This is a genomic window from Thalassobius sp. MITS945101, assembly GCF_047123305.1.
In the GTDB taxonomy this organism is placed as follows: domain Bacteria; phylum Pseudomonadota; class Alphaproteobacteria; order Rhodobacterales; family Rhodobacteraceae; genus Thalassobius.
Genome location: NZ_CP138918.1, coordinates 4,143,754 through 4,170,642 on the forward strand (window position 1 = coordinate 4,143,754; position 26,889 = coordinate 4,170,642).

Below are 26,889 nucleotides of genomic sequence, written 5' to 3' on the forward strand. Positions count from 1 at the left end.
TAACTTCGCTGCTGTGCAGCATTTAATGTTCGGTGAAAATAGGTCGTTGCTGTAAACACCAGATGACCAGCCTGACGACAAAGCAACCCGGGCAACCGGACAGCAAAGGAGACGCGCATGCGCTACATGGCCACGTACGATCTTATGGAAACTATCCGTAACACGAACCAATGGCTGGGTGCCTCCGCCTTGTCTCTTGCATCCTATCCGGCTTTCGCGATGGTGCCAAATCCTGCGTTACAATGGATGGCAGCTTGGGGCGAAGTCACCGAGAGGACATTTCAGCGCATGGTGACGAAACCCGATTGGGGCATTCATTCGTTTACCTGCGACGACGGCAAAGACCATGTGGTCAACGTGGAAACTGTGGTTGAAGGCGATTTTGGCGATCTCCTCCACTTTCAGGTGATGGGACGCGAAACCAAACCGCGCCAAGTGCTGCTGGTGGCGCCGATGTCGGGTCACTATGCAACGCTGTTGCGCTCTACCGTGATTTCATTGCTGCCCGACTGCGAAGTATACATCACCGACTGGCACAATGCGCGCGACATTCCGGTTTCTGCCGGCAAGTTCGACATTGAGGATTACACCCTTTATCTGGTTGATTACATGCGCCATTTGGGTTCGGACACCCATGTGATTGCGATCTGTCAGCCTGCCCCCCTCACCCTTGCCGCCACCGCATATCTGGCCGGTGAAGAACCCGAAGCGCAGCCGCGCTCCCTGACCTTGATCGGTGGCCCGATTGATCCGGATGCCACGCCCACAGATGTGACCGACTTCGGCAACCGCGTCACCATGGGCCAGCTGGAAGAAACCATGATCCAGCGGGTTGGCTTCAAATACAAAGGGGTCGGGCGAATGGTTTACCCCGGTCTACTGCAGCTTGCGTCTTTCATGTCGATGAATGGCGAGCGCCATTCCAAAGCCTTTTCGGACCAGATCCAACGGGTGATGAAAGGTGAAGCCTCTGATCACGATGCCCACAACCGGTTTTATGACGAATACCTCGCCGTAATGGACATGACGGCCGAGTTCTATCTGTCGACGGTGGAGCGGATCTTCAAAAACTGTGAAATTGCCAAAAACCAGTTCACCATCGAAGGCAAACCCGTCGACATCGGCAAGATTACCACGGTCGCCGTAAAGACCGTGGAAGGCGCAAATGACGATATTTCCGCACCCGGTCAATGTGTTGCCGCGCTTGATCTCTGCACCGGCCTGCCGGACGCCAAGAAAGCAAGCCATGTCGAACCCGGCGCAGGTCACTATGGGATTTTTGCAGGCAAAAGTTGGCGCAACAACATCCGGCCACTGGTGCTGGAGTTTATCGACGCCAATGCCGATGCGCCGAAAAAACCCAAAAAATCCGCAGCAAAAAGCGCCAAGGCCGCGGGCTAGGCTTTTCTAGGCTACTGTGCGGTTTGGGTTTTCAGTCCTCACCCGCGCAGAACATAGGGCTGTTTCATCCACCCCAGCAATGCGGTGGTGACAGCGTCCGGCTGCTCCCAGGTCGGCAGGTGCCCGGCCCCGGCAATCACCTTCAGCTCCGCTGACGGGATCAATTCTGCCATAAACTGATGCCTTTTTACGGGTGTCAATTGGTCATGTTCCCCGCACAGCACCAGCGCCGGCACTTTGCAGCGTCGCAAGGCAGATTGCAGATCGCGCCTCCGTTGCAACGCTTTGCACTGGCGCACAAAACTCTCTGGCCCTTGTTCCAGCGCCATTGCAACAAAACGGTTCAAGATCTCCAGCCGCGCTTCGCCCGGGGCCAGGTACTCTTGCTTCATCATCTGGCGCACCGCATCTTCCAGCCGCCCCGCCTTGGCAGCAATAATCAAGGGCTCGTAGGCAGCCGCTGTCTTGGGTGTCTCTGACAGCGCATTGGTGTCCATCAAGGCAATCCGCGTGATGCGCGCCGGCGCGCGGCGCAGCATTTCCATTGCAACGATGCCGCCCATTGAGAGGCCGGCGAGGGCAAATTTCTCTGGCAATTGGCGCAAAACGGTCTCGGCAATTTCCTCAATCGACTCGCCCAGTCCGACCGGCGCAACGGTCACCGGCAGATGACGGGAAAACGCAGTAACTTGAGGGGCAAACAAACGTGCGTCGCACATCATCCCCGGCAAAAAAACCAACGGTTCCATCAAGACGCCCTACCCCAGTATTAGTTCCCCTGCAAACTGCGGTTTGGGCGTAGAACTGTCAACGGACGACAACGGCTTCTTTCACTTCCTCCTTGTCAACGCCCCTCCATTCCACAAAATCTCAAACTTTATCTCTCTTTACTCGGGTGTCGGCACCGTATCGCGCGCGCGCCAACAGTTTTTGCGATTCCCTTGAGAATAAATCACGAACATTAAGCAAGTATTAAGGGATCAATGACTACCATCACGGAAGATTCGACACCCAATCAACCAGCGCATCGATCACAAAAGGAGTCGCCTCAGGACTTAGTATTTCTCCCGCAATCACATGCCTGCCAGGATCATCAGCATCGCCCAACGGCGGCGTGAAATAAGTCGTGTCCCCGCCCCAATTTGATCTCACCTCGTCGCTGATGTCAGAGCGCACAATCTGGTCCTCTGGGGCATAAATGAACAAAGCCGGTTGCGTGATCTGACTGTGGTCAAGCCCACGCGCCGCCTTTGCAACAGCGGCCATGGGAATGATCGCCTCGGTCGCGTAGCTCTGTGTCCAAGCCGCCGCGTGAGCATCATTTTGAGGTGTGAACGACCGCTCAGACCCTATCAGCCAGGGAACCCAGACCCGGGCTCCGGGCTGTGTCAGCAAAAAGGCCGCAGGGTTGTTCACCGCATAATTTGGAGAGACAAAAACCAGTGCAGACACCCGTTTCGACATCTCCGGATCAGCGGCCGCCAGTGTGGCGAGCGACCCGCCCGTTGAGGTGGACAGCACAAGCGTTTTTTTACCTATGTTCTGGCCGATCGCGATGGCCTCTTGGACATCGTAGACCCAATCTGCCGCCCGCGCTTGCCCAAGAGCAGCCCCGTCCTGTCCATGCCCTGCAAACCGAACAAAATAGAGGTTCGCCCCCATATGTTCGGCCAGCCTGTCTGGCACCGGACGCAACTCGCTCGAACTGGCAGAAAACCCGTGCAAATAGACGATGGACCATTCCGTCTGAACCTCAGGCTCGGCAGCCCAAATCACTTGTTTCTCACTGCCCGCGCGAATGTTTGCATGGCGCGCCTCGTCGGCGGTCAGATAAGCAGCAATCCCCTGCGACAGTTTCTTCGCATCGAATCGCTGTTCGGGCACAAGGTTTTCCCTGGGGGCGACAAGCCAACCTGCCAGCAGGACAAGCGCAACAACGAGACCAACGCGCGCCGCCTTCATGTCGCCCTAGCAAGTGTTTTTTCGACCGACTTTTCGATCAGATTCAGACACTCCGTATCAGAGAACCGGTGATCCGCGCCTTTGACCAAGGTGAGGCGGATGTCTGGCCCCTCTGCATGGCCCAGAAGGCGGGTCGCCGTGTCGGTGCTGACGGCGGTGTCTTCAGTGCCCTGCAGGAACCGCACAGGGAAGGGCAGCAACAGTGGCGCGCGCAACACCAGATGGCTCCGCCCTTCCTCGATCAGACGTTTGGAAATAATGTAGTCTTCGTCATAGTCCGACGGCATCCGGACATGGCCCTGCGCCTGCAGGTCGGCTTTCTGTGTCTCAGTGAAGCTGGCCCAATAGCCGTCTTCGGTGAAATCCGGCGCCGCAGCGATGGTGACCATGCCCGCCAAACGGGACGCCCGCGCCCGCGCGAGCAACAGGGCTTGCCAACCGCCCATCGAACTACCGACAACAACAATCGGCCCGTCAATGATCTGATCCACAATGGCCAGCGTGTCTTCATGCCAATCGCCAATGGCCCCTTCTTCAAACCGCCCGGAGCTTTGCCCATGACCTGAATAGTCAAACCGCACAAAGGCCTGCCCACGGGCCCGGGCCCAGGCTTCAAGATGCACCGCTTTGGTGCCTTCCATGTCGGACTTCAGGCCAGAACAGAACAGGATTGTCGGCCCTTTGCCTGTGGTCTTGTGATAGGCGATCCGGCGGCCTTGCGCCGTGTCGAGAAATTGCATCTTTGCGCTCCACTGTTGGTCTTGCAGCCAGCGTAGCCCGTTGTTGATCGGCGCGAAAGCAAGGATGCAAGCTGCCGCTAGGGCACCACGGAAATCTCATTCTTGTAACTGCGCAGAGAAAAGGCCGACCGGGACTGGCGAATGCCGGTGATTTTATATAGCCGCTCGCGCAGGAACCTTTCGTAACCGCGGGTGCCGCTGACAACCACCTTGGCGAAAATGTCGAACTCACCGGACGTCATGCGCACCTCCAGCACCTCAGGAAAACGTGCCAGCTGTTCGCAGACAGTGGCCACTTCGAAGCCTTCATTGCGGTCCAAAGCCAGTTCGATCAGCACCGTTTCCGGTACGCCCAGCGCTTCGTGATCGATCCGCGCCCCATAGCCAACAATTGTGCCCGACGTTTCCAGTTTCTTCACCCTTTGCCAGCATTGTGAGGCAGACAGGCCGACTCGCTCCGCCAGCTGGGCATTGGACTGGCGGCCGTCACGGGCAAGTTCACGCAGGATCCGCAGATCCATTTCGGAGATATTGGGCATGATCAACAAAACTTTCTTTTACCAAATCAGCCTTATCACGAAATTCTTCTGACATTCATCCAAAATGAACTGAAATTGAAAACTTCTTCCGCCGGCATTTGGTAAACTTCTTGCAGGAGAGGCACTGCAAGACGCACGCAGGAGGACGCAATGGCAGTTGGCAAGGGTAACATCTGGACCTGGTTTGAGGGTAAATGGCAGGACGGCAACGTCGCGGTGATCCGCGCGGCGGATCATGTTTCGTGGCTGGGCAGCCAGGTCTTTGACGGTGCACGCAGCTTTGAAGGGGTCATGCCGGATCTTGATTTGCACTGCGCCCGTTTGATCCGTTCGGCGGAAGCTCTGGGGATGGTGCCCAAGATCACTGGCCCCGAGGTTGAAGCGTTGGTGCGCGAAAAGGTTAAGACGCTGCCGCAGGAGGCACAGCTTTATATCCGCCCGATGATGTGGGCGACCGAAAGCGGTGCGGGTGTGATTGATCTGGATCCCGAAAGCACGGCCTTCTCAATCTGCATTGAGGAAATGGCGATGCCCGCGATTGAAGGGTTTTCCCTGACAGTTTCGCCCTACCGCCGTCCACGGCAGGATATGGCACTGACCGAAGCCAAGGCCGGTTCGCTTTATGCCAACAACGCCCGCATCATGGCCTATGCCCGTCAGCGCGGCTTTTCCAACGCGCTGTCGCTGGATATCGATGGCAATGTGGCAGAGACCGCCTCGACCAATGTGTTTCTGGTCCGCGACGGCGTGGCGTTTACCCCTGTGCCCACCGGCTGTTTCCTGAACGGCCTCACCCGCCAGCGGGTGATTGGGCTGCTGCGCGGCGACGGCGTTGAGGTTGTGGAAACCACTTTGACCGTTGAGGATTTCCAGGCCGCAGAAGAGATCTTTGCCACCGGCAATATCGCCAAGGTTATGCCGGTGTCGCGTCTTGATGATCGCGAACTGGGCATTGGTCCAATCGCGCTGCGTGCGCGCGAGCTTTACTGGGCCTTTGCTCATGCGGCAGCGTCGCAAGACAACGCGGCTTAACCACCGTCCCCCTTAAGTCCCCGAAAACCCTGCCCGATCCGGCGGGGTTTTCTATTTTCAACGCCCTGCAACCGCTTGCTTGACTTGCCCCGCCCCGCACCGCAATAAGGGCGTCGAACATCATAACCCGCAACCGGGCGTTCCGTGGGCGCCAAACTGACGAGGAGGCCAAAAGAATGGCTCAAGTCTCCCTTACTTTCCCCGATGGCAATGCGCGTGACTACGCGGCTGGCATCACTGCGGCCGAAGTGGCCGCCGACATCTCAAAATCGCTGGGCAAAAAGGCCATTTCCGCCACCGTGAACGGGGCGCATTGGGACCTGCAATGGCCGATCAACGAAGATGCGCAAATCGCCATCCACACCCTGCAGGACGATGATCAGGCGCTGGAGCTGATCCGCCACGATCTGGCCCACATCATGGCGCGTGCGGTGCAGGAAATCTGGCCAGACGTGAAGGTCACCATTGGGCCGGTCCGCGATCACGGCTGGTTCTACGACTTCGACCGCGAAGAGCCGTTCACCCCCGAAGACCTTGGCACGATTGAGGCGCGGATGAAGGACATCATCAACGCCCGCGAAGCCGTCAAGACCGAGGTCTGGGAACGTGCCCGCGCCATCCAGCTCTACAAAGACAACAACGAGCCCTTCAAGGTTGAACTGATCGACCGCATCCCCGAAGGTGAAGACCTGCGGATGTACTGGCACGGCGACTGGCAGGATCTGTGTCGTGGCCCGCACCTGCTGAACACCGGTCAGGTGCCGGCGGACGGGTTCAAGCTGACCCATGTGGCCGGCGCCTACTGGCTGGGCGACAGCGACCGCCCGATGCTGCAGCGAATCTACGGCGTGGCCTTCAAGAACCGCAAGGATCTGAAGGCCCATATGACCATGCTGGAGGAGGCCGCCAAACGCGACCACCGTAAGCTGGGCAAGGAAATGGATCTGTTCCACATGCAGGAAGAGGCGCCCGGCCAGGTCTTCTGGCATCCGAACGGCTGGCGCATCTACACCACACTGCAGGACTATATGCGTCGCATGCAGAACAAGGACGGCTATCAAGAGGTGAACACCCCGCAGGTGGTTGACCGCAAACTCTGGGAAGCCTCGGGCCACTGGGACAAATACCAGGAAAACATGTTCATCGTTGAAGTCGACGAAGACCATGCACGTGAAAAGTCGATCAACGCCCTGAAGCCTATGAACTGCCCCTGCCATGTTCAGGTGTTCAATAAGGGCCTGAAGTCCTACCGCGACCTGCCGCTACGCATTGCCGAGTTTGGCTCGTGTAACCGCTATGAACCGTCAGGCGCGCTGCACGGCATTATGCGCGTGCGCGGGTTTACCCAGGACGATGGCCATATCTTTTGCGGCATGGACCAGATCGAAGCGGAAACCAAAAAATTCATTGCGTTCCTCGCCAAAGTTTATGCTGACCTAGGATTTGAGAACTGGACAGTTAAGCTTTCTACGCGTCCCGAAAAACGCATTGGCTCTGATGAAACCTGGGATATCTTGGAACAGTCGCTCGGCGACGCCTGTAAGGCGGCGGGCTACGACTTCGAAGTTTTGCCAGGTGAAGGGGCCTTCTACGGTCCAAAGCTGGAGTTCACCCTGACCGATGCCATCGGCCGGAACTGGCAATGTGGCACGCTGCAGGTGGATACCAACATGCCCGAGCGCCTGGGTGCCACCTACATTGGCCAGGACGGCGACAAACATATGCCGGTCATGTTGCACCGTGCGACTCTCGGTTCGTTTGAACGCTTCATCGGCATTCTGATCGAAGAACACGCAGGCAAGCTGCCGTTCTGGCTGGCCCCGCGTCAGGTGGTTGTGGCGGCGATCGTTTCGGATTGTGATGACTACTGCCTGGAAGTTGTCGAGAAGCTGCGTGCGGCCGGCATCCGTGCCGAGGCTGATCTGCGCAACGAGAAGATCAATTATAAGGTCCGCGAACACAGCCTGGGCAAAGTGCCGGTCATTCTGGCCTGTGGCATGAAAGAGGTTGAAGAGCGCACCGTTTCGACCCGCCGGTTGGGTGAAAAACAGACCAAGGTCCAGACCTTGGACGAGATTGTTACACAGCTGACGAAAGAGGCGACACCGCCCGACCTTCTGTAACATTCCAGCGCTGGAATCTTGCGGCCCGCGACGGAAACCCCGTCGCGGACCGTTTTTATTGAAAAATTTGCCCCGATTCCGCCGGGAATTCTCACACCCGCACACGCGGGCGTGATGCACAGGCTCGTGAGTGGCTTGTCAGCGGGGGCTGCGGCTACCTTTTCCCTGTCGCCGATTGAGGCTGACCTGAAATTCAAAACCGAAAGGGAAGAGAGAAATGCCCGATACCATCAAGACCCTGGCCGTAGCCGGCGCCGTTGCAGCCGCCCTGACCGCTCAGACCACCACCGTTGCCCACGCAATGGACAAAGAAAAGTGCTACGGCGTGTCGCTGGCAGGTAAAAACGACTGTGCCGCCGGCCCCGGCACCACCTGCGCCGGCACCTCGACCGTGGATTATCAGGGCAACGCCTGGACCCTGGTTGATGCAGGCAGCTGCATGGACATCGAACTGCCGGCCATGGCCGACGGCAAAGCACGCAAAGGCTCGCTGGAAGCGCTGGAGCGTGACCTGCCGGCATAAGCCACGTATGGCGCTGATGACCTCATCAGCGCCCAAGACTGCCCGGGTGGGGGCTGCACCGCCCCCATCTGTCCCCCCGCCCAGGCTTCCCCAGAATGGGCGGGGTTTTGTTAACTGTTTCGTGTTAGGCTGTTCCTGCGTTTTTCAGGACAGCCCTTTTTATCCGCCCATTCGCCCTTCGGAGCTCCGCCATGTTTGACCAGACCAACCACCTGCCCGCGGGCCCCGGCGTTGGATACAAACCGCAACACTATGCTGATCTCTTGCAGGATCCGGCACCGGTGCGCTGGCTTGAGGTGCATGCTGAAAACTACATGGGCGCGGGTGGCCGCCCGATTGCCCAGCTGAAATATCTGGCCGAACGGTTCCCGATTTCTGTGCATGGTGTTGGCCTGTCGATCGGCGGCGAAGGCGCCCTTGATCACGACCATCTGTCCCGCCTGAAATATCTGTGTGACTGGCTGAACCCCGCCAGTTTTTCAGAACATCTGGCCTGGTCGACTCATGAAAGCGCCTTCCTCAACGACCTTCTGCCCCTGCCCTACACAGAGGCAACGCTGCAGCGTGTCTGCGATCATATCGATCAGCTGCAAGAGGTGATTGGCCGCCGGATGCTGCTGGAAAACCCCTCTTCCTATCTGGCATTTGATGAATCGACCTATGAAGAACCCGCTTTTCTGGCCGAGGTCAGCAAGTGCACCGGCTGTGGGCTGTTGCTGGATGTGAACAACATCTTCGTCTCAGCCACCAATCTGAACTATGATCCCCGCGCCTATGTCGACGCCTTCCCGCTTGATAAGGTTGGTGAAATCCACCTTGGCGGTCATGATGAGGATGAGGATGACCATGGCGCGCCGCTGTTGATTGACAGCCACGGCCGCGAGGTTGCGGATCCTGTGTGGACCCTATTGGATTACACGCTGCAACGCTCTGGTCCGCTGCCCACGCTGATCGAATGGGACACCGATGTGCCGGAATGGCCCATGTTGGCCGCGGAGGCGCTGCGCGCCGAAACAGCGCTGTCCCGCCTTGCAACACAGGTGCCGGTATGAGCCAGTCCGCCTTTAACGCCGCCCTTCTGGATCCTGTTCGCGACCGCCCTGTTGGCCTTTCGGATGCGGCGGGCCGTCCTGCGGGCAAACGGTTTGATGTCTATCGCAACAATGTCACCGTGTCGCTGCGCGATGCCCTGGAAACAGGTTTCCCCGCCACCGCGCGCCTGCTGGGCGAGCAGAATTTCAACACCATCGCAACGGGTTACCTGCGTGCCAATCCGCCTTCTTCACCGCTCATGATGCTCTATGGCGGGGGATTTCCACGTTATATCTCAGCCATTCCTGCATTGGCCAATCTGGCCTATCTGCGTGATGTGGCGCGTTTGGAATACGCCCTGCGCCAAAGCTACCACGCCGAGGATGCGCCCGCCCTCGATCCTGCTAAGCTCGCCACACTTGCGCCAGAAGATCTGAACGCTGCGCGACTGCAGTTTGCCCCCGCAACCCAACTGGTGCTGACCCAGTGGCCCATCCACGCCATCCGCGCCAAAGCCCTTGGCGAAACAGACGAAAACCCGCCCGGCGTGGCACAGCCCACCCTGGTGACCCGGCCCGAGTTTGATCCGGTCCCCACCCCTCTGCCCGGTGATCAGGCGGATCTGCTGGCAGCCTTGATGTCCGGAAAATCCTTGGCCGAAGCCAGCACTCTGCACCCCGGCGCCGATCTCGGCGGCCTGCTGGCAACCCTCTTGGCCACCCAGGCCCTCACGGACATTTCTGTCCCGACCCAAGACACAATTCCCCAAGTGGAGGAGACCCAATGACCACCCTTCTCAACCGCTACTTCCGCATAGCCAACGGGCTGAACGGCACCGACTGGCTGCTGCCAACCTTCGCAAGATTTCTCTTTGCAGCCAGCCTCTTGGGCTATTTCTGGGCCTCTGCCATGACCAAACTTGGCGACGGATTTCTTGGCCTGTTCAGCCCCTCCACCGGGGCCTATGCGCAGATCTTTCCAAAAGCGTTTGAGGCCGTGGGCTACAACAGCTCGGAACTGGGAATTTTTCATTGGGCCGTTGTGATGGCCGGAACCTACGCCGAATTTATCCTGCCTGCGTTGATCGTTCTGGGGCTGTTCACACGCCTTGCCAGTCTGGGGATGATTGGTTTCATTGCGGTTCAGTCGCTGACGGACCTCTACGGCCACGGCGGGATTGCCCATATCGAAACACTTGGAGCCTGGTTCGATCGGCTGCCTGACGGTGTAATCCTGGACCAGCGTGGTTTCTGGATGTTGTTGCTGCTGACCCTGGTGATCAAGGGCGCAGGACCGCTGTCCCTGGACCGCATCCTGTTGATCCGCAACGCTCTTTCGGCACGTCCTGCGGCGCAGGCCTGACGCTAATTGACGAGGTTAGGACGCCGCCCTAAGGGGCGGCGTTTGGCATTATCCAACCCCAAGGGCCGCCTGCACCGCTTTGGTCCAGCCCAAATGCATCGTCCCCTCCTCAGTCACGATCAGCGGACGTTTCATCAGCGCCTCATGCTCCGCCAGTAATTCAAGCGCAGGCTGCGCGCGCGCCGCCTCATCCAATCCGCGCCAGGTGGTCGAACGTGTATTGACCAGTGCATCGCCAAATTCAGCATAGGCCGCAGCCCGCAAATCCGCATCCATGGGTTGCGCCCTCAGGTCCACCAACTCCACCGCAAAACCCGCTGCCTGCAGAGATTTCACCGCTTTTCGGCATGTATCACAGCTTTTCAGCCCAAATAGTTGCATTTTCGCCCTCATAATCTGGTTCCCATAAGCAATAAACCGTCTGTGATTTGGGATCATCCTTGTTTTGCTTGATTTTTAAAAAACCCGTGTATTCACTGTATTCCGTGACTTAGGCTTCAAAGGCTCCGTCAATTTTGAGAGAAGTTTTTGGATCCTGCCAGCCAAAGTGACATGGGCCCCGCATTTTCGGGGAAAGGAACGGCAAGAAGGAGACACGGACATGCCAACGGGCACCGTGAAATGGTTTAATACCACCAAAGGTTACGGATTCATCGCCCCCGATGACGGCGGCAAAGACATTTTTGTGCATATCTCTGCGGTCGAACGCTCCGGCCTGACGGGACTTGCAGATGAACAAAAGGTCAATTTTGAGCTGATCGACGGCCGCGATGGCCGTCAGATGGCAGGCAGCCTGTCCCTGCTCTGACCCCGTATTATCACAGCAAAACAAAAGGGTGACGGTTCGCCGTCACCCTGCCCATATGCTTTGAAGTCCCAGATCCGGTTGGGACAGGATGCATCAACCGTCAGTTGGTGTAGCAGCCTTTTTGACCTTCGGGACAGACCACACCACTGGACTTCGCGGTTGCCACAGGCTTGCTGCGCTTGCTGCTGGCGCCGTGACGCATGACCGACTGATAGCTCATCGACTGGTTGGGAACCCCGCAACAGATCACCCCGTTCATCGACACAGGCTGCTGCCCGGTGGGGCAATAATTTGCAATGCCATCATAGGGATAGATCCGCGGCTCGGCCTGTGCAGCCAGCGGCAGGACGAGGGTGATAATGGCGGTGAGTTTGGCAATTTTCATGGAATTCTCCCCCAATGGAGACCCCGCATTAGGGGCAAATTTTTGTCATGATTGCCCGCAAGCGTAACGGGATCTTAAGGAATTGCCCAATACTATATCCGGAAACGCGGCGTTTCCGGAACAAAAACAATAGAGGAGTGTTTCAAATGCGTTTCCCTATATAAAAGGCCCGCTGGTAGAGCAGCGGGCCTTTGCAGCGGTCAATACCGTCGGGGGACGGGATTAATGCGCCGAAAGCTTGCCAAATTCGCCTTCCAGCCGTTGGCGTAGTTTTTTGGACGCCGCTTTAACCGCGTGTTGAATATCGGTGGCATCATGATGCACCGCATAGGGACGCATGCCTTCAGGACGGGCCTCAACGGTGGCGCGGATATCTTCGCCCCCTTTGGGACCACGCATATCTTTCACATGCACCTCCACACGTGTCAGCCTCGACGCGATCGGCGCTAGGGTTGAGGCGACCAGCTGTTCGCAGACCTCTGCCAAACGGTCGTCGCCTTGAATATTGTGGTCGGTGTTGATCTGAATATGCATCAGAGCCTCCTTCTTGTTTGGCCTAAGTCTATGAGGAATCACATATGTCTGGATTGATCTGGAACAAGTAAGAAACAGAATTGCCCGCAATTCACCGGCACAAAACCGCCGTGGTCGCCAGCCTTTAGGTCCCTTGAAACCCGAGCGTCCACACCCAACATGACATAGGAGAGACGCCCAGCAAACGAGTGCCAGCCCAAAGATGCCCGCCCGATGATCCGCCGTTTTCTACAGCGCCTGTTTGGCGCCCGTTCTGCCCCCTCCCTGACCGTGGTTGGGGAACGCTCGCCTTCGTCCAAACGGCGCAGCCGACCGGTGCCCCTGTTTGGCCGGAACCGTTGTGCCTGGCGGGCCGAAGGCCAGAAAAACGCCAGTTTTTCGCGCTTTCGCTGCGAAACCTGTGGGGTGGAGGCCTTCAGCCGTGATGGCAAGCCACCGCGCCAGTGTAAACGTGGGGTAGATGGCGGGCTTTAGTGCCACAACAACTTAAAACGCCCAACCTCTCTCCAGATCGGGCGCTTTAAAATCTGAGTCTAAAATCTTGGGCGGGTTACCCCTCCAGAACGTCCTGCAATTCGCGCCATTCCCGGACGCTCATTCCGCTGTTGTCTTTGGTGACCTCTTCGCCCTTCAGCATCCGGCGCACGCAGTCCAGCGCGCCGGCGCTCAGCGCGGCGCCGCCCATCCGGTAGTCCTCAAACGCCTTGTAGGCAAAGGGCACCCAATCGGCGACCAACTTGCAGATTGCATCGGCGTAGACGCGGATCTCGTACTGGGCATGGCTGTCGGCGCGCAACCGCAGGAAGTGCAGCAGGTTGTGCAGGTCCACTTTCCAATACCACTGGGTATAGATGTTGGCAGGCAGGTTCATCCGCGCCAGTTCCCGCGCTAGGCCCTGCTGACCATCGTCCGAGATCATCTCTTCATAGTGGTCATAGCACCGCGCCGCGTCCCCCTTCAGGATGTCCAAAACCCGCTCCGCTTCGGCTCCGGTCAGAGCTTCACCGCGGCCCTGATTGTTGATCACCGATTGCGCCGCCAGCTGTTCAGGCTGCGGGATATAGAACTCACGGTCGAGGATCGAATAACGGGCGGAATATTCGTTCACATTGGCAGTCCGGTGACGGATCCACTGACGCGCCACAAAAACCGGCAGTTTGACGTGCAGCTTCAGCTCGCACATCTCAAACGGGGTCGAGTGCCAGTGCCGCATCAGATAGCGGATCAACCCTTCGTCGTTTTGCACCGATTTGGTGCCTTTGCCGTAGGAAACGCGGGCGGCCTGACAGATCGCAGCATCATCGCCCATATAGTCGATCACACGGACAAACCCGTGATCCAGCACCGGATAGGCCTGATAAAGATGCGCTTCCATCCCTTCCGAGACGGCGCGCAGGGTCTGGCGCGGGGTGGCGCGGAGCGCGTCAATTTCGGCCTGCTGTTCCAGGGTGATGGGCATTCTGTCCTCCAAATCACTGCTAAGGCGAGTCGCAGGCCACTATATCTAGCGTTCGGGCGATAAAAAACTGCAATATGGGCTTGCATTTCGCAAAGTCACAGTTCGTGGCTTTTTTCGCGCCAAAGGCGCAACAAACATTGACTTTTGCCCGTCTGAGGCAGAGTCTCAAAGAAAACAGGCCCTGAGCAGAATAATAAGGACCGAGGCAGATGAAACGTTACGCGCAGCTTTTGTTGGCGCCGCTTTTGCTGGCGGCCTGTACCGCGGATCCAGGTGGCACCAATACCGATTTTGGCATGACAACCAACCCCGCCCCTGCGACGGTGGCGGGGGCTCTGCAAGCTGTGGATTATGATGCCGACGCCGGCGAATTGGTTCTGACTTTGAACGCCGTGCATGGGGGTGAACGCAATGTCACCTACGTCCGCACCGCAGCGGTCGATACCAACGGTTATCAGGGCTACACCCTGCAACGCAGCCCGGCTGATCGACATTACACCGCCCTGTTTGGCGAAAGCGCCGACAATGAGCTTTATGCCGGTGTTGTTGCTGATGGCGGCAACAACAACCGCTATTTTGGCGGCGGCGTCTACGGCCGGCAAGGTCTGGGCGTGTACTCGCCCTATGATCATGCCCCTACAGAGGGTGAAGTTCAGTATCGCGGCGACTATGCCGGGGTGACCAATGTGGCCAACAGCGGCACCCAGCTGCTCGACTCTTCCGGCCTGGATCCCAACCTGACCCCGCCGCGGCAGTCCGACCGCGTCACGGGGATCATTCTGCTCGATGCGGATTTTGAAAACCTGCAAATGGATGCGGAGATTTCCAACCGTCAGTTGGTGGACGATCTGGGCGGTTTGAACCCGCTGCCAGATGTCATTCTGGTCCCGACGGCGATCACCGCCGAGGGGACGTTCGAAGGCACTGTTGAATACGAAGGTGTCGTCGGTTCTCAGATCGGCAGCTACGCCGGGCTGTTTGGTGGCGCCGGGGCAACCTCGGTTGCGGGCGTTGTGTATCTGGAAGAGTTTGACGGCACCACCAACCGTGTCACTGGCGAAGAAGAATATGGCGTCTTCATCATGACCCGCTGCGGTGCGGCCGGCGCGCATCCGGACTGTCCGAGCCTGTAATCCCGTGCGGCTTGTCCTGCCTGCACTTTGTTTGACCGCGTTTTGCTGTGCAGCGGGGGTGACCTCCGCCGAGGATCTGCGGGTCAGCCCCGCTCAGGCCCGTGTTCTGGCCATCGAAGCGCTACAAAGGGGTCACCCCGCGCTGGCGGCACAATTGGCGCAGGGGTTGTTGCTGGCCGACCGCGCCAATGGCGAGGCGCATTTCATCCTGGCCCGCGCCTATCAGCTGATGCGCCAACCGGATCTGGCGCGCAAACCTGCGCGACTGGCTTTTGCCCATGCCACCACCACCGCCGGAAAGTTTCAAGCGGCTCAGTTTGCCGCCCGTCTGGCGATCGAAGACCAAAAACACCTGGCGGCTCAGATCTGGTTGCGCCGGTCCCTGTTGCATCTGCCGGACGAGCGGTTTCGCGAGCAGGTGGTCAAGGATTACCGGCTGATCAGCCGGATGTCGCCCTGGCAGCTGAGCCTACAGACCTCTCTGGCGCCGACGGACAATCTGAACAACGGGGCCAACTCGCCCTATTCCACCATCGATGGGGTGCCAATTTTCGGCTTCCTCAGCGGCTCGGCGCAGGCGCTTTCTGGCGTGCGGGGCACGGCGGATCTGGGGCTGTCCTACCGGTTAAGCGGCACCAAGGCGCAGTCCACCCATGTCAGCCTGCGCTACTACGGGCAGCGCGTTGACCTCTCCGATGAGGCCCGCGTGCAGGCGCCCAGCCTCACCAATTCCAGCCTTGCTTTCGACTATCTGGAACTTGGCCTCAGCCAGAACCGCAAGGCCAAGGGCAACGGGCAATGGTCCTTTGGCGCCAGTCTGGGACAAAGCTGGTCCAGTCAGGATCCCTATCAGCAAACCCTGCGGGTCAATCTGGGACGGGGTCTGGAGCTGGGCAAACAAAACCGGTTGAGCGTGACCGCACAAGCCGAACGGCTGCGCTATGAAAGCGGCCTGCCCGATGTCACCAGCCTGTCCCTGCACGGCACCCTGTCTCATCAGACCGCAGAGGATCACCGGTTTAGCCTCAGCCTCAGCCTTAAGGACGCCCAAAGCCGCAATGCCAATGCGCGACAACAAAAGGTGAGCGCCACACTGGGCTGGGCATCGGGCACCGCGCTGGGGCCAGTGACCCCCTCCGCAAGCCTTGGGGCCAGCCTGAACCACTATGCCGATTACAGTCTTGGTTTTTTTGCCGTTCCTGGCGGCAGAGAAGACCGAAGTGTGTTTGGACAGATGGAATTTACCCTGCAAGCGCTTGACTATGGGGGATTTGTACCATCTCTCACTGTACAGGCCCGCAAGACCACGTCCAATGTCAGCCGGTTTGAAACCCGTGAAACCACCGTTTCGCTTGGGGTGAAATCCAGCTTCTGACTGCAGGGACAACCGGTCAATGGCGGCGCCCGTAACTGAGGGAGCCACGATGCATTTGAAATACCTACACACAATGGTGCGTGTGAAAGACCTGGAGAAAAGCCAGGCATTCTACAAACTTCTGGGGCTGAAAGAGACCCGGCGCTATGACAGCGAACAGGGCCGGTTCAGCCTGATCTTCATGGCGCCGGAAGGCCAGGAAGAGTGCCCGGTCGAGCTGACCTACAATTGGGACGGCGACGACGCCCTGCCCGATGACAGCCGCCACTTTGGCCATCTGGCTTATGAAGTTGGTAATATCTATGAGGTATGCCAGCATCTTATGGACAATGGTGTCACCATCAACCGCCCGCCCCGCGATGGGCGCATGGCCTTTGTACGGTCGCCCGACAATGTGTCGGTCGAACTGCTGCAAGAGGGGGAGGCGCTGGCGCCTGCTGAACCCTGGGCCAGCATGGGCAACACCGGCCACTGGTGATCCCGGTGCGCCGGCTGCTGACGCTCCTTTCGTTTCTGGCCGCCACTCCGGCGGCGGCGGTGGAGTGTCGACTGGCGCTGGTGCTTGCAATTGATATTTCTTCCTCGGTCGATCCGACCGAAGACACGTTGCAACGGCAGGGGCTGGCAGCGGCGCTGCTGGCCCCTGAAGTTCAGGCGGCGTTTTTTGCCACACATGAACCTGTGGCTCTGGTGGCGTTTGAATGGTCGGGACGGGTCAATCAGAAGATCCTGCTGGATTGGACGATGATCGACAGCCCGTCAAAACTGCTGGGCGCGGCAGAGGCGATATCGCGCTCTGAACGCTCCACCCGCGAATTCCCCACCGCCATTGGTCATGCCCTGAGCTATGCTTGGAAGCAGCTGGATCGCGGGCCACGCTGTCTCTATTCCACCATCGACGTCAGCGGGGATGGTGAAAACAACGAAGGTTTCGGACCACGCCATGCCTACCGTGCCTTTGGCTTTGGCGATGTGGTGGTCAATGGGCTGGCGGTGGCCTCCAACGGGGATCATCAGGACGACAAGATCATCGCCCACTATCAGAAAGAAGTGCTGCGCGGCCCCGCTGCCTTCCTTGAAATTGCCCGCGGTTTCGAGGATTACGAAACTGCGATGCGGCGTAAGCTGGAACGCGAACTGCGGCCTTTCCTGATGGGAGACCTGGTGGAGTGAACACCCTGAAATTGACGCTGGCGGGGCTGGCGTTTTTGACAACGACCGGTCTGGCGACAGCGGAGTGCCGGCAGGCGCTGGCGCTGGGGTTGGATGTGTCCGGCTCTGTCGATGCGCGAGAGTATGGGTTGCAGATGCAGGGGGTGGCCGGTGCGTTGGAAGATCCCTCGGTGCAACAAGCCCTTTTGGGGCAGCCCGGCGGGCATGTGGATCTGATGGTGTTTGAATGGTCCGGCCCGCAAGATCAGCATGTGGTCCAGCCCTGGCGCAGTCTGCGCAGCGCCGCGGATATTGCCGAGGTGGCCGGCCGGTTGAGACAGGCCCAACGGGTTGGCGGCGCTCCAACGACGGCAATTGGGGCAGCGATGCAGATGGGCGCAACGGCCTTGCAAAGCCGGGACTGTGCCCGGCGGGTGCTGGACCTGTCTGGTGATGGCGTGGCCAATGCAGGCCCGCTGCCCCAGACCGTCAAAACCTCAGCAATTGTGCAGGGCATCACCGTGAATGGGCTGATCATCGCGGATTTTGCCGCCGATCCCTCCAGCCGTCATCCCACCGGCCCTGAGGGGCTGACCGCCTATTATCAGTCCTATGTCATCCAGGGGCCGCAGGCCTTTACGGAACTGGCGCTTGGCTTTGACGATTATCAGGACGCCATGACCCGCAAGCTGATCCGCGAGCTTTATGGCGCCGGGCTGATGCAGGCCCCTAGCCTGCCGGTGACGCTGGCGGCTCAATAGATGTAGCGGATCTGATCAGTCCAATAGCGTTCCACCCGGCGCAGAGAGTTGGTGATTTCCACCACCCCGTCAGGGCCAAGGACCCCTTTGGATTGCAGCCCTTCGGCATGGCGGGAAAACAGGCTGGCCACCACATCGCGGATGCCGCGCCCCTTTGGCGTCAGCCGCACCCGAACTGAGCGTCGGTCAATTTCGCAACGCTGGTGGTGCATATAGCCCATTTCGACCAGTTTTTTCAGGTTGTAGCTGACATTGCTGCCTTGATAATAGCCACGTGTTTTCAATTCCCCCGCGGTCACCTCATTGTCGCCGATGTTGAACAGCAACAGGGCCTGCACCGCGTTGATTTCCAGCACGCCGATACGTTCAAATTCATCTTTGATGACATCCAAAAGCAGCCGGTGTAGCCGTTCAACCAAGGCCAAAGTGTCCAGGTAGCTGTTCATAAATCCGGCGTGATCGCCGGTTTTTAAGGGGTCATGAAGGCTCATGCCGGTCTCCGTCCAAGTGGTACTTGGGCTGACCATGCGGCATAAAAACAAATATAGGTTTAATGTACGGGCAGCTTGCTAAAATCCTATGCATTTCACCCTTTGCCAAAGAAAACGCCCCCGCACGAGCGGAGGCGTTTCAATATTCACAACGCTGCGGGCGCGCCACCCTTCAGGCGCCGGTGGCCACCGCGCGGATATCGGTGATCTGGTCTTGCAGGTCGGCAGGCGCTTCCTGCTGACCAGAGACCCATTGATAGAGGTCCTGATCATTTTCGCTCAGTAGCGCGTCATAGGCATCCAGCGCGGCGTCGCTCATGCCTTCCAGCTTGGCCGCCGCATAGCGCATCAGGATGATGTCCATCTCTTTGATGCCACGCCGCATCGAGCGCATGTGCAGCCGTTTGATCCGGTTCTTACGGGTTTCTTTTGCAGGAGCCGTCATCAGACCTCATTCGCCTTTCAGTTTCAGCCGCAGCTGTTTCTCCAACCGGCCCAGCCGATCTGCAGATGCGGTGAATTGCAGGCGCAGGTCGCGGATCTCGGTCAGGAGTTCATTCACGTCCGGGTCCAGCCCGGCCTCTGCCGGTTCGCTAACGCCCTCGCCCGTGCCCGTCAACAGCCAGCTCATCGAAACATTCAGCAGCCCTGCCAGCATCGAGAGTTTGTTGGCGCGCGGCTCGGAGAGGTCGTATTCCCAGTCCCGCACAGATTTGAGTTTGACCCCCAGCCGTTTGGCCAATTGTCGCTGTTCCAGCCCAGCCTGTTCCCGTGCCGCCGCCAGACGATCGCCAAACGTGGCCATATCTGGTCCGTACCAATCGAAATCCGTCTGCGGAGCTTCGGTAGTGCCTTCTTGATCTTGCATTCCGTTCCTTTCCGCCGAACACGCTTGAACGGCCTCGCGCCACAACCTAAGACATGGTCTGAATGATTACAAACCATGCCATTGACGCAGTGAGGTCCTCTTATGTCTTTCCTGTCTGAGACACTTGCCCGTGTAAAACCGTCGCCGACCATTGCGGTGACCAATCTGGCGGCCGAGCTGAAGGCGCAGGGCCGCGATGTGATCGGCCTCTCTGCCGGTGAGCCGGATTTCGACACGCCAGCGCATATTCGCGCCGCCGGGATCGCCGCGATTGACGAAGGCCACACCCGCTATACGGCGGTCGACGGCATCCCCGATCTGAAAGTAGCGATCTGCGCCAAGTTCAAACGGGACAACGGGCTGGACTATACGACCAAACAGGTCAGCGTCGGCACCGGTGGCAAACAGGTGCTCTACAATGCCTTCATGGCCACGCTGAACCACGAGGATGAGGTGATCATCCCGGCGCCTTACTGGGTCAGCTACCCCGATATGGTGACGCTTGCGGGTGGCACGCCGGTGACCGTGGAAACCTCGGTTGAAAACAACTTCAAACTGACTGCGGATCAGCTGGAGGCCGCCATCACCCGCAACACCAAGTGGTTCCTGTTCAACTCACCTTCGAACCCCACCGGCGCGGGCTACAGCCGTGAGGAACTGAAGGCGCTGACCGATGTGTTGCTGCGTCATCCCCATGTCTGGATCATGACCGATGATATGTATGAACACCTGGCCTATGACGGCTTCAAGTTCTGCACCCCGGCCGAGGTGGAGCCAAAGCTCTATGACCGCACCCTGACGGTAAACGGCGTCTCCAAAGCCTACGCAATGACCGGCTGGCGCATCGGCTATGCGGCCGGTCCCGAACAGCTGATCGCCGCGATGCGCAAGGTGCAGTCGCAATCGACCTCGAACCCCTGCTCGGTCAGCCAGAAGGCGGCTGTTGCCGCACTGAACGGGCCACAGGATTTCCTGGCGCCCAACAATGAAATGTTCGTGCGCCGCCGCAATCTGGTGGTGGATATGCTGAACGCGATTGACGGCATCACCTGCCTGGTGCCCGAAGGCGCGTTCTACGTCTACCCATCCATTGCGGGGCTGATCGGCAAGAAAACCCCAGCGGGTGTCGAAATCACTTCGGACGAGGTGTTTGCCACCGAACTGTTGAACGACACCGGTGTGGCCGTGGTCTTTGGCGCGGCTTTCGGGCTTTCGCCGAATTTCCGGGTCAGCTACGCTACCTCTGACGCGCTGCTGCAAGACGCCTGCACCCGCATTCAGGACTTCTGTGCCAAGCTGGTGTAACGCGGCAGTGTGATTTGAGCATTTAAGAAACGATGAATTGGAGGCCCCATGTCTGTTGATCTCCCCGAATATTACTTCCGGGTGCGTGAAAACGGGGCCTTCGTGTTTCGTGTCGACACCGAAAACCGCCAGCGCCGGATCGAGCTGGATCAGATCGCCAATGTGAATATCAAAAACGGCGAGATCAAACCGCATGGCGACCGTAAGCTGTCGGATGCGGATCTGATGGCCATCCGGCACTGGATGGACGATCGCCGCGCCTTGCTGGCGGAACGTGACGTGGATGACATCCTGCGCACGGTGGATCACCTGAACCTGACCACCCATTGGGCCCAGAGCCGCGCCAGCGAGGACCAGCTGGAAGCGGTAACCGATCAACTGCTCCTGACCATGCATGACCTGCGCTCGGTGCTGGTGCGCAAAAAAGCCGACCGGTTGATGAAGGCCGCTGCCAAGGCCGAAAAGAACGAAGGGTAAACCCTTACGTAGTCAAAAGAAAAAGGCGCCCGCGGTTCCGGACCGGGGCGCCCTTTTTTGTGGAGTCTTCTCAGCCTATTCGGCCGGTTTCATCTTGGCAATCCGCGCCTCGGTCTGGCCCATCACCGGCCCCCAGAACCGGCCCATCAACAGGACACCGGCACAGGCCAGCCCCACCGCCAGACCAGCCCAGACGCCAACACCGCCCCAGCCTAGGACAAAGCCCATCACATAGCTGACCGGTACCCCGATCACCCAGTAGGAAATGGCCGCCATCACCATCGGCACCTTGGTGTCCTGCACCCCGCGCAGCACCCCCAATGCCAGCGCCTGCGCGGCATCGGCAAACTGGAACAGACCCGCTGCCGCCAGCAAAGGCACCCCAAGGGCAATCACCACATCGCGCTGGGGATCCTCCGGCGACAGGAACAGTGCCAACAGCGGCTCGGGAAACACCAGAAACACCACCAGCGTCAGCGCCGCAAAGCCTGCCGACAGGCTGGTCACCAGCTTGGCCCCCAGCCGCAGATCCCCCATCGAGCGCCGCCCAACAGCCCGCCCCGCCCGCACCGTAGCGGCGTTGCTCAGGCCGAGATGCACCATAAAGGTCAGCGCAGTGATCTGCAGCGCAATGCCATGTGCCGCCAGCGGCAAGGTGCCCAGCCAGCCCATCATCACCGAAGAGGCCGCAAACAGGCCAACCTCGGCCAGGCTGGTCAGCCCCATCGGCCAACCCAGACGGGTGACCGCGCGGAATGCTTCCCAGTCGGCGCGCCAGAAACGGGAAAACACCTCATGTTCCGGCGTCACCCAATGCAGGTAGGCCCCCAGCAGCAACATGGAGGCAATATTCACAATGAGCGAGGCAACAGCCGCGCCTTCAATGCCCATTTCAGGAAAGCCCCAGTTGCCGAAAATCAGCGCGTAGTTGACCACCACATTGATCAGCACCGCCGCAAGGGTCACCCAAAGCACCACCCCAGCCCGCTCCAGCGCCGAAAGATAGGATTTGAACACCATGACCAGCAGCGCCGGAATGATCGACCAACCATTGATCAACAGATAGTCCGCCGCCAGCCGCGCCACTTCCGGTGTTTGCCCCGCCAGCAGCAGGATCGGTTCAGCCAGCAACATCACCGGCACGGCCACCACCGAATAGAGCAGCGACGCCCAGATCGCCATCCGGGTCACCCGGCGCACCTGCGCCCCTTCACCGGCGGCTTCGGCCTCGGCCACCATGGGCATCACCGCAAAAGCAAAGCCGGAGCCCAGAATAAACAGAACAAAAAACACCGTCCCCGCAATAACCTGCGCGGCCAGCACCTCGACATCATACCAGCCGAGCATCACCGTGTCGGTCATATTGATCGAGAACTGCGCCACATGGCTGCCAATCAACGGCAGGCCCAGGGTCAGGATGTTTTTCAAGTGTTGGTTAATCGTCAAATCACGTGTCATGCCCCAGCGTTAGTCCTGCGGCGCAACCGTGGCAATCCCCTACCGTTCCCCACACATCTCACCCTGCGCCAGCGCACAGCGCCGCCGCATTGGCACCGCCGCTTTCTTCTTGGCCCAAATATCCACGCCGCAGGCCCTGCACCGCGGCGGATGCGCAACGCTCCGCCGATGGGTCGTGCTCAGGCTTCCCCCTTGCCCTTTGGACCCGCTACGCTAGCTCCGAGCCAGAGGAGAGACCATGCCCACCGACATGCCGTTTGACCAGCTGATCCCCGACACCCGCGCGTTCCTGAGCGAGCTTCACGCCAACAACACCCGCGATTGGTTTATGGAGCACAAAGCGCGCTATGACAGCCGGTTGAAAGGCCCGTCCGAGGTGCTTCTTGATGTGGTGGCAGCAGATCTGCAGCAGATCACCGACCGTCCGGTCAGCCCTAAACTGTTCCGGCAACAGCGCGACATTCGCTTTTCAAAGGATAAGACCCCCTACAAAACCCATCTGCACATGCTCTGGCATGTCGGTGAAGGGCTGGGGCGCACGGCGTTCTATTTCGGGATCGAGTTGGACCGCATCGTTCTGGGCGGTGGCTGTATGGGCATGGAGAAGGACAAGCTGGTGGCCTATCGTAAACGGGTGGGCAGCGCCAAAGGCAAGGACCTGATGCGCGCCATTTCCGACGCCAGCAAATCCGGCATCCGCTTTTCCGAACCCGAGCTCAAGCGGGTGCCCGCCCCCTTCCCCGCCGATCACCCGCAGGGCGATCTGCTGAAACACAAAAGCCTCACTTTCTGGAAAGAACTGCCTGCCGAGACAACCGATCTGCGCAAGAGCCTGAAGGGTGGATTTGCCAGTCTGATGCCGCTTCAGGACTGGTTGATGGCCATTCGCTAAGAGGTCCCGCGGGACGGGTGCGGGGCAGAAACCGGCTGAAATGAACGCCTCACGCCCACTGCGGCCAAGCACCTGAGATGGTAGGCAAATTCCACATCAATGTTGCGAATCGGGTGAAATCCACTTCCGTTTGAGGCGAATCCCCTGCTTTTCATGGGGAATCCTGACCACGACATATGCCAATTTCGCTGCGAACTGTCACAACGTATAGTGGGCGGCGCAGCTTTCGGTAATTTGCGACGTCAACCAAACGCGCACCACCCACCCGTTCCGAGGCAAAACCCTGTCTCTTTCGGCCAAGTCATACATACTTTTGGATAAGTTTGGCCTAATCGGGCTTTAATTTTCTGCCGAAAGGCCGTGAATATAGTGTGAGTAAATTTAGTACGTTTGACGTTCGAGTATTTGTTTGCACAGCGGAAGAACCCCGCAACCTGTCAACCAACAGTAGATGAAGGCCTAATGCGACGCCACGACAACCTCAGACGCCTCGTCGTAGAGGACAATGACCCTGCCGAAGAAAAGACGGGGTCGGATCAGGGATTCGTCTTCCGTGATTTCGAAGTCTCGCGCGTTCAGCACATCACCGAGGCCCTGCGCCGCAATCCGGTGCGCAACAGCCTCATCTACATGGCCATCGTCGCCGTCTGGACCATCTTCATGTCCTACGGGGCTGCTTTGCACGGGCCGAACACAATTGCCGTGAACCTGACTCCCCATGTGGCGATGTTCGCCATCGTGATCGGGGTGCTGGTTTACCCGCGTGCCCTTCTGTGGGTGCCCGTTGCCGCGCTCTCGGTGCTGTTTTTCATTCCCTTCCTGCTGCCGTTCACCGGCAATGCGCCCTGGGCCTTTATGCCCGAGGTGTCGTTCCGGCTGGTGTTCTTCTTGCTGATCGTGAACCTGATGGCGGGTTTTGGCATCGGCTATGCGGTGCGCACCTTCTACCGCAAGACCATGCAGAACATGCAACCGTTCGAAGCGGACCTGCTGATCGCCGCCGCGACCTTTGGCATTTTCCTGGCCACCGGCATTGCCATTGCCGTGCTTAACAACGCATTCAGCAGCACTTTGAGTTTTGTCGGTCTGGAAACACTGGGGTTTGATGAGAACTACTTTGACTTTGCCATTTCCCGCGTGCTGCGCGGTGCGGTGGTCTGTTCGGCCTTTCTGGTCGCCATCCAGCAGGCCCCCCGTATGGACGAGCTGCGGTTTTCGCTGCCGTTTATCCTGCTGTTCCCCGGTCTTATGGCACTGCATCAGGCGGGCTATGGCGGCTATCCGATGCTGGACGCGGCTGCCCTGGCAGCGCTGCTGGCCCTGACCCTGCCGGTCAGCGCGGCGCCAATCGTGGTGATCTCGGGCGTCGCGCTTTATGCGGGTCTGACGGGTCACTTCTTGGCCGATCACGTGATCACCGATCCGCGCACTGCCCTATTGCACCGCTACTCGCTGGGGCTGTTGGTGCTGGTCGTGCTGATCCTTGCCCTGCGTGGCCGTGGCCGCCATGAACGGGAACAACGTGTCGCCTCGATCCGCCGTCTGTCTACCGTGCGGGGCTTTGCTGGGGTTGGCCTCTTCACTGTGAATGTCCCCCGTGACACCATGCGTCTGGACCCAGCCGGCATGCGTCTGGTGGGCCTGCCGGCCGAGGCACAACTGGACGACCTGATAGGCCGCTTCCGTGCCGATGAGCAATATCTGCTGCGCCACGCCATCGAGAGCGACAGCCACGCCTCGATCACACTGCTGCTGCGTCTGGCCGATATGCTGGACACCGGCGACAACCGCGTCATGCGCCTGCACCTCTGGGCCGAAACCACGGTGCGCAACGAACGTGTTGTCTATGGTCTGATGGTGGAAGTCACCGAAGAACACCTGCAGGAACGCGCCCTGACCAACGCGCTGAACGAGCTGTCGCTGCGACAGGACAAGCAGAAACAGCTGTTCTCGATCGTCAGCCACGAAATCCGCACCCCCGCCTCGGTGCTGTCGATGCTGATCGATGAGATGGAGAATGGGCACACCTCCGAAGAGCTGGTGCCGCAGATGCGCGAAGCCTCGACCCAGCTGTTGAGCGTGCTCGACGACATGCGCCAGGCGGTGAACCCCGAGAAGAACCAGCCGCTGTCGATCAAACCCTATGTGCCTGCCGATGTGGCCGAACGGGTGCGCAACACCTATCAGCTGCTGGCCAAGGGCAAGCAGATCCGCATCAGCCTGGACCTTGGCCCCGACTCGATCCGCCCGATGATGGGCGACAGCAACCGGTTGAAACAGATCCTTGGCAATCTGGTGCGCAATGCGATCATCCACTCCGAGGGTTCGGAAATCCGCATCTGCTACCAACCCGACATGTCCGGCCTGCCCGCCAGCCCGACGCCCACCAGTTCGTTCTGGTCAGTGACCGACGATGGTGTGGGCATTCCCCAGACCGAGATCGAGCGTCTGTTCCAGCCTTTCGAGCGTGGCTCGCAGGATGCGCGCAATCAGGCGGAGGGTTCGGGCCTTGGGCTCTATATCGCAAAACAGGCGGTGGAACTGTTGGGCGGCTCACTGCAATACTTTGACGCCCCTGAAGGGGGTGCCGGCTACCGTCTGAATCTCTCGGACAAGGCGGCCTCCAAGCAGGAGCTGCAAAGCGCCCTGCCGCAGCCCAGCAATGTTGAAAACAAAAAGCTGGGCGAAATGCGCGTGGTTCTGGCCGAAGACAACCAGCTGGTGGCACAGGTCACCTCTAAACAGCTGGGCCGCATTTTTGGCGAGATCGAGCTGGCTGAAAATGGCCGCGAAGCTTTGCAAAAGGTCAAGGACAACCCGCCGGACCTGCTGATCACCGATCTGTTCATGCCGGAAATGGCCGGGGACGAACTGGTGCGGGCAATGCAGGAAGAAGGCATCGAAATCCCCGCCATCGGTCTGACCGCCGCTGTTGTGGGTGACGATATCAAACGGTTCGAAGATGTCGGCGCCACCGCCGTTCTGCCCAAACCGCTGGATGTGAAACGTCTGGCCGGTCTGCTGGAAGAAAAAGTCGCCGTTTAAGCGCCTTATCTCGGCAGCCAAACGCAAAAAAC

30 protein-coding genes are annotated in these 26,889 nt (G+C 59.0%); 18 read left to right on the plus strand and 12 right to left on the minus strand.

The genetic code is table 11. From position 1 onward, the window contains the following. Nucleotides 1–117: 117 nt before the first annotated feature. Nucleotides 118–1,401, plus strand: a complete 1,284-nt coding sequence (gene phaZ / locus SIC14_RS20280; RefSeq protein WP_412563712.1) for a polyhydroxyalkanoate depolymerase — start codon at nt 118–120, stop codon at nt 1,399–1,401. Between the two features lie 38 nt (nt 1,402–1,439). On the opposite strand, the gene SIC14_RS20285 is transcribed toward phaZ, so the two are convergent. The 4 genes from SIC14_RS20285 to SIC14_RS20300 all read right to left on the minus strand — a co-directional run bounded on the left by SIC14_RS20285 (nt 1,440) and on the right by SIC14_RS20300 (nt 4,642). After that, nucleotides 1,440–2,150, minus strand: a complete 711-nt coding sequence (locus SIC14_RS20285) for an alpha/beta fold hydrolase (RefSeq protein ID WP_412563713.1) — start codon at nt 2,148–2,150, stop codon at nt 1,440–1,442. 244 nt (nt 2,151–2,394) lie between these two features. Continuing rightward, nucleotides 2,395–3,363, minus strand: a complete 969-nt coding sequence (locus SIC14_RS20290; RefSeq protein ID WP_412563714.1) for an alpha/beta hydrolase — start codon at nt 3,361–3,363, stop codon at nt 2,395–2,397. After that, nucleotides 3,360–4,103, minus strand: a complete 744-nt coding sequence (locus SIC14_RS20295) for an alpha/beta fold hydrolase (protein WP_412563715.1) — start codon at nt 4,101–4,103, stop codon at nt 3,360–3,362. The genes SIC14_RS20290 and SIC14_RS20295 overlap by 4 nt, the downstream gene beginning before the upstream one ends. 77 nt (nt 4,104–4,180) lie before the next feature. After that, nucleotides 4,181–4,642, minus strand: coding sequence for an Lrp/AsnC family transcriptional regulator (locus SIC14_RS20300; protein WP_412563716.1), 462 nt, complete (start codon nt 4,640–4,642; stop codon nt 4,181–4,183). Between the two features lie 150 nt (nt 4,643–4,792). On the opposite strand from SIC14_RS20300, the gene SIC14_RS20305 reads away from it, so the two are divergent. The 6 genes from SIC14_RS20305 (at nt 4,793) to SIC14_RS20330 (ending at nt 10,714) form a co-directional block, all read left to right on the plus strand. After that, complete coding sequence (locus SIC14_RS20305; RefSeq protein ID WP_412563717.1) at nt 4,793–5,674, plus strand: branched-chain amino acid aminotransferase; 882 nt, start codon at nt 4,793–4,795, stop codon at nt 5,672–5,674. Between the two features lie 176 nt (nt 5,675–5,850). Continuing rightward, nucleotides 5,851–7,797 (plus strand): threonine--tRNA ligase, encoded by a 1,947-nt coding sequence (thrS, locus tag SIC14_RS20310; protein WP_412563718.1) that lies wholly within the window; start codon nt 5,851–5,853, stop codon nt 7,795–7,797. 217 nt (nt 7,798–8,014) lie between these two features. Beyond that, nucleotides 8,015–8,320 (plus strand): DUF2282 domain-containing protein, encoded by a 306-nt coding sequence (locus tag SIC14_RS20315; protein ID WP_412563719.1) that lies wholly within the window; start codon nt 8,015–8,017, stop codon nt 8,318–8,320. A gap of 191 nt (nt 8,321–8,511) precedes the next feature. Beyond that, entirely contained in the window at nt 8,512–9,372 is an 861-nt protein-coding gene (locus SIC14_RS20320; RefSeq protein WP_412563720.1) for a DUF692 domain-containing protein, read from the plus strand. Continuing rightward, the gene (locus SIC14_RS20325) at nt 9,369–10,139 is read left to right on the plus strand and encodes a putative DNA-binding domain-containing protein (RefSeq protein WP_412563721.1); all 771 of its coding nucleotides are present in this window, start codon (nt 9,369–9,371) and stop codon (nt 10,137–10,139) included. The genes SIC14_RS20320 and SIC14_RS20325 overlap by 4 nt, the downstream gene beginning before the upstream one ends. After that, nucleotides 10,136–10,714 (plus strand): DoxX family protein, encoded by a 579-nt coding sequence (locus tag SIC14_RS20330; RefSeq protein WP_412563722.1) that lies wholly within the window; start codon nt 10,136–10,138, stop codon nt 10,712–10,714. Before SIC14_RS20325 ends, SIC14_RS20330 begins: the two co-directional genes overlap by 4 nt. A gap of 48 nt (nt 10,715–10,762) precedes the next feature. Here SIC14_RS20330 and SIC14_RS20335 read toward each other — a convergent pair whose 3' ends face one another. Continuing rightward, nucleotides 10,763–11,095: an arsenate reductase family protein gene (locus SIC14_RS20335; protein ID WP_412563723.1), complete on the minus strand. Its 333-nt coding sequence runs from the start codon at nt 11,093–11,095 to the stop codon at nt 10,763–10,765. Nucleotides 11,096–11,315: 220 nt separating this feature from the next. On the opposite strand from SIC14_RS20335, the gene SIC14_RS20340 reads away from it, so the two are divergent. Then, entirely contained in the window at nt 11,316–11,522 is a 207-nt protein-coding gene (locus tag SIC14_RS20340) for a cold-shock protein (protein WP_412563724.1), read from the plus strand. Between the two features lie 100 nt (nt 11,523–11,622). Here SIC14_RS20340 and SIC14_RS20345 read toward each other — a convergent pair whose 3' ends face one another. After that, nucleotides 11,623–11,907 carry a hypothetical protein gene (locus tag SIC14_RS20345; RefSeq protein WP_412563725.1) on the minus strand — a complete coding sequence of 95 codons (285 nt, stop codon included), beginning with the start codon at nt 11,905–11,907 and terminating at the stop codon, nt 11,623–11,625. Nucleotides 11,908–12,129: 222 nt separating this feature from the next. After that, nucleotides 12,130–12,441, minus strand: coding sequence for an HPF/RaiA family ribosome-associated protein (locus SIC14_RS20350; protein ID WP_412563726.1), 312 nt, complete (start codon nt 12,439–12,441; stop codon nt 12,130–12,132). Nucleotides 12,442–12,654: 213 nt separating this feature from the next. Between SIC14_RS20350 and SIC14_RS20355 the strand changes: the two genes are divergently transcribed. Continuing rightward, nucleotides 12,655–12,915, plus strand: coding sequence for a hypothetical protein (locus SIC14_RS20355; RefSeq protein ID WP_412563727.1), 261 nt, complete (start codon nt 12,655–12,657; stop codon nt 12,913–12,915). Nucleotides 12,916–12,991: 76 nt separating this feature from the next. Here the strand turns inward: SIC14_RS20355 and thyX are convergent, their stop codons facing one another. Next, nucleotides 12,992–13,900, minus strand: coding sequence for an FAD-dependent thymidylate synthase (gene thyX, locus SIC14_RS20360; protein WP_412563728.1), 909 nt, complete (start codon nt 13,898–13,900; stop codon nt 12,992–12,994). Nucleotides 13,901–14,109: 209 nt separating this feature from the next. On the opposite strand from thyX, the gene SIC14_RS20365 reads away from it, so the two are divergent. The 5 genes from SIC14_RS20365 to SIC14_RS20385 are packed head-to-tail and all read left to right on the plus strand — an operon-like array spanning nt 14,110 to nt 18,321. After that, on the plus strand, nt 14,110–15,033 hold the full coding sequence (locus tag SIC14_RS20365) for a hypothetical protein (protein WP_412563729.1): 924 nt from the start codon (nt 14,110–14,112) through the stop codon (nt 15,031–15,033). Nucleotides 15,034–15,091: 58 nt separating this feature from the next. Next, a complete protein-coding gene (locus SIC14_RS20370) occupies nt 15,092–16,408 on the plus strand; it encodes a surface lipoprotein assembly modifier (RefSeq protein WP_412563730.1) in 1,317 nt (438 codons plus the stop codon). A gap of 49 nt (nt 16,409–16,457) precedes the next feature. Next, nucleotides 16,458–16,886, plus strand: coding sequence for a VOC family protein (locus SIC14_RS20375; protein ID WP_412563731.1), 429 nt, complete (start codon nt 16,458–16,460; stop codon nt 16,884–16,886). Nucleotides 16,887–16,891: 5 nt separating this feature from the next. After that, nucleotides 16,892–17,581, plus strand: coding sequence for a DUF1194 domain-containing protein (locus SIC14_RS20380; RefSeq protein WP_412563732.1), 690 nt, complete (start codon nt 16,892–16,894; stop codon nt 17,579–17,581). Continuing rightward, nucleotides 17,578–18,321 (plus strand): DUF1194 domain-containing protein, encoded by a 744-nt coding sequence (locus tag SIC14_RS20385; RefSeq protein ID WP_412563733.1) that lies wholly within the window; start codon nt 17,578–17,580, stop codon nt 18,319–18,321. Before SIC14_RS20380 ends, SIC14_RS20385 begins: the two co-directional genes overlap by 4 nt. On the opposite strand, the gene SIC14_RS20390 is transcribed toward SIC14_RS20385, so the two are convergent. The 3 genes from SIC14_RS20390 to SIC14_RS20400 all read right to left on the minus strand — a co-directional run bounded on the left by SIC14_RS20390 (nt 18,315) and on the right by SIC14_RS20400 (nt 19,680). Next, entirely contained in the window at nt 18,315–18,812 is a 498-nt protein-coding gene (locus tag SIC14_RS20390; RefSeq protein WP_412563734.1) for a MarR family winged helix-turn-helix transcriptional regulator, read from the minus strand. The genes SIC14_RS20385 and SIC14_RS20390 overlap by 7 nt on opposite strands. 172 nt (nt 18,813–18,984) lie before the next feature. Beyond that, on the minus strand, nt 18,985–19,257 hold the full coding sequence (locus tag SIC14_RS20395) for a succinate dehydrogenase assembly factor 2 (protein WP_412563735.1): 273 nt from the start codon (nt 19,255–19,257) through the stop codon (nt 18,985–18,987). Between the two features lie 6 nt (nt 19,258–19,263). Continuing rightward, nucleotides 19,264–19,680 carry a helix-turn-helix domain-containing protein gene (locus SIC14_RS20400; RefSeq protein ID WP_412563736.1) on the minus strand — a complete coding sequence of 139 codons (417 nt, stop codon included), beginning with the start codon at nt 19,678–19,680 and terminating at the stop codon, nt 19,264–19,266. A 102-nt stretch (nt 19,681–19,782) separates the two neighbouring features. Between SIC14_RS20400 and SIC14_RS20405 the strand changes: the two genes are divergently transcribed. Both SIC14_RS20405 and SIC14_RS20410 read left to right on the plus strand, forming a co-directional pair. After that, on the plus strand, nt 19,783–20,985 hold the full coding sequence (locus SIC14_RS20405; protein WP_412563737.1) for a pyridoxal phosphate-dependent aminotransferase: 1,203 nt from the start codon (nt 19,783–19,785) through the stop codon (nt 20,983–20,985). Nucleotides 20,986–21,033: 48 nt separating this feature from the next. After that, nucleotides 21,034–21,462, plus strand: a complete 429-nt coding sequence (locus SIC14_RS20410; RefSeq protein WP_412563738.1) for a hypothetical protein — start codon at nt 21,034–21,036, stop codon at nt 21,460–21,462. A 75-nt stretch (nt 21,463–21,537) separates the two neighbouring features. Here the strand turns inward: SIC14_RS20410 and SIC14_RS20415 are convergent, their stop codons facing one another. Continuing rightward, nucleotides 21,538–22,920 carry an MATE family efflux transporter gene (locus tag SIC14_RS20415; protein WP_412563739.1) on the minus strand — a complete coding sequence of 461 codons (1,383 nt, stop codon included), beginning with the start codon at nt 22,918–22,920 and terminating at the stop codon, nt 21,538–21,540. A gap of 238 nt (nt 22,921–23,158) precedes the next feature. Between SIC14_RS20415 and SIC14_RS20420 the strand changes: the two genes are divergently transcribed. Beyond that, on the plus strand, nt 23,159–23,812 hold the full coding sequence (locus SIC14_RS20420; RefSeq protein WP_412563740.1) for a DUF2461 domain-containing protein: 654 nt from the start codon (nt 23,159–23,161) through the stop codon (nt 23,810–23,812). Nucleotides 23,813–24,274: 462 nt separating this feature from the next. Then, nucleotides 24,275–26,857, plus strand: coding sequence for an ATP-binding protein (locus tag SIC14_RS20425; protein WP_412563741.1), 2,583 nt, complete (start codon nt 24,275–24,277; stop codon nt 26,855–26,857). Nucleotides 26,858–26,889 lie beyond the last annotated feature (32 nt).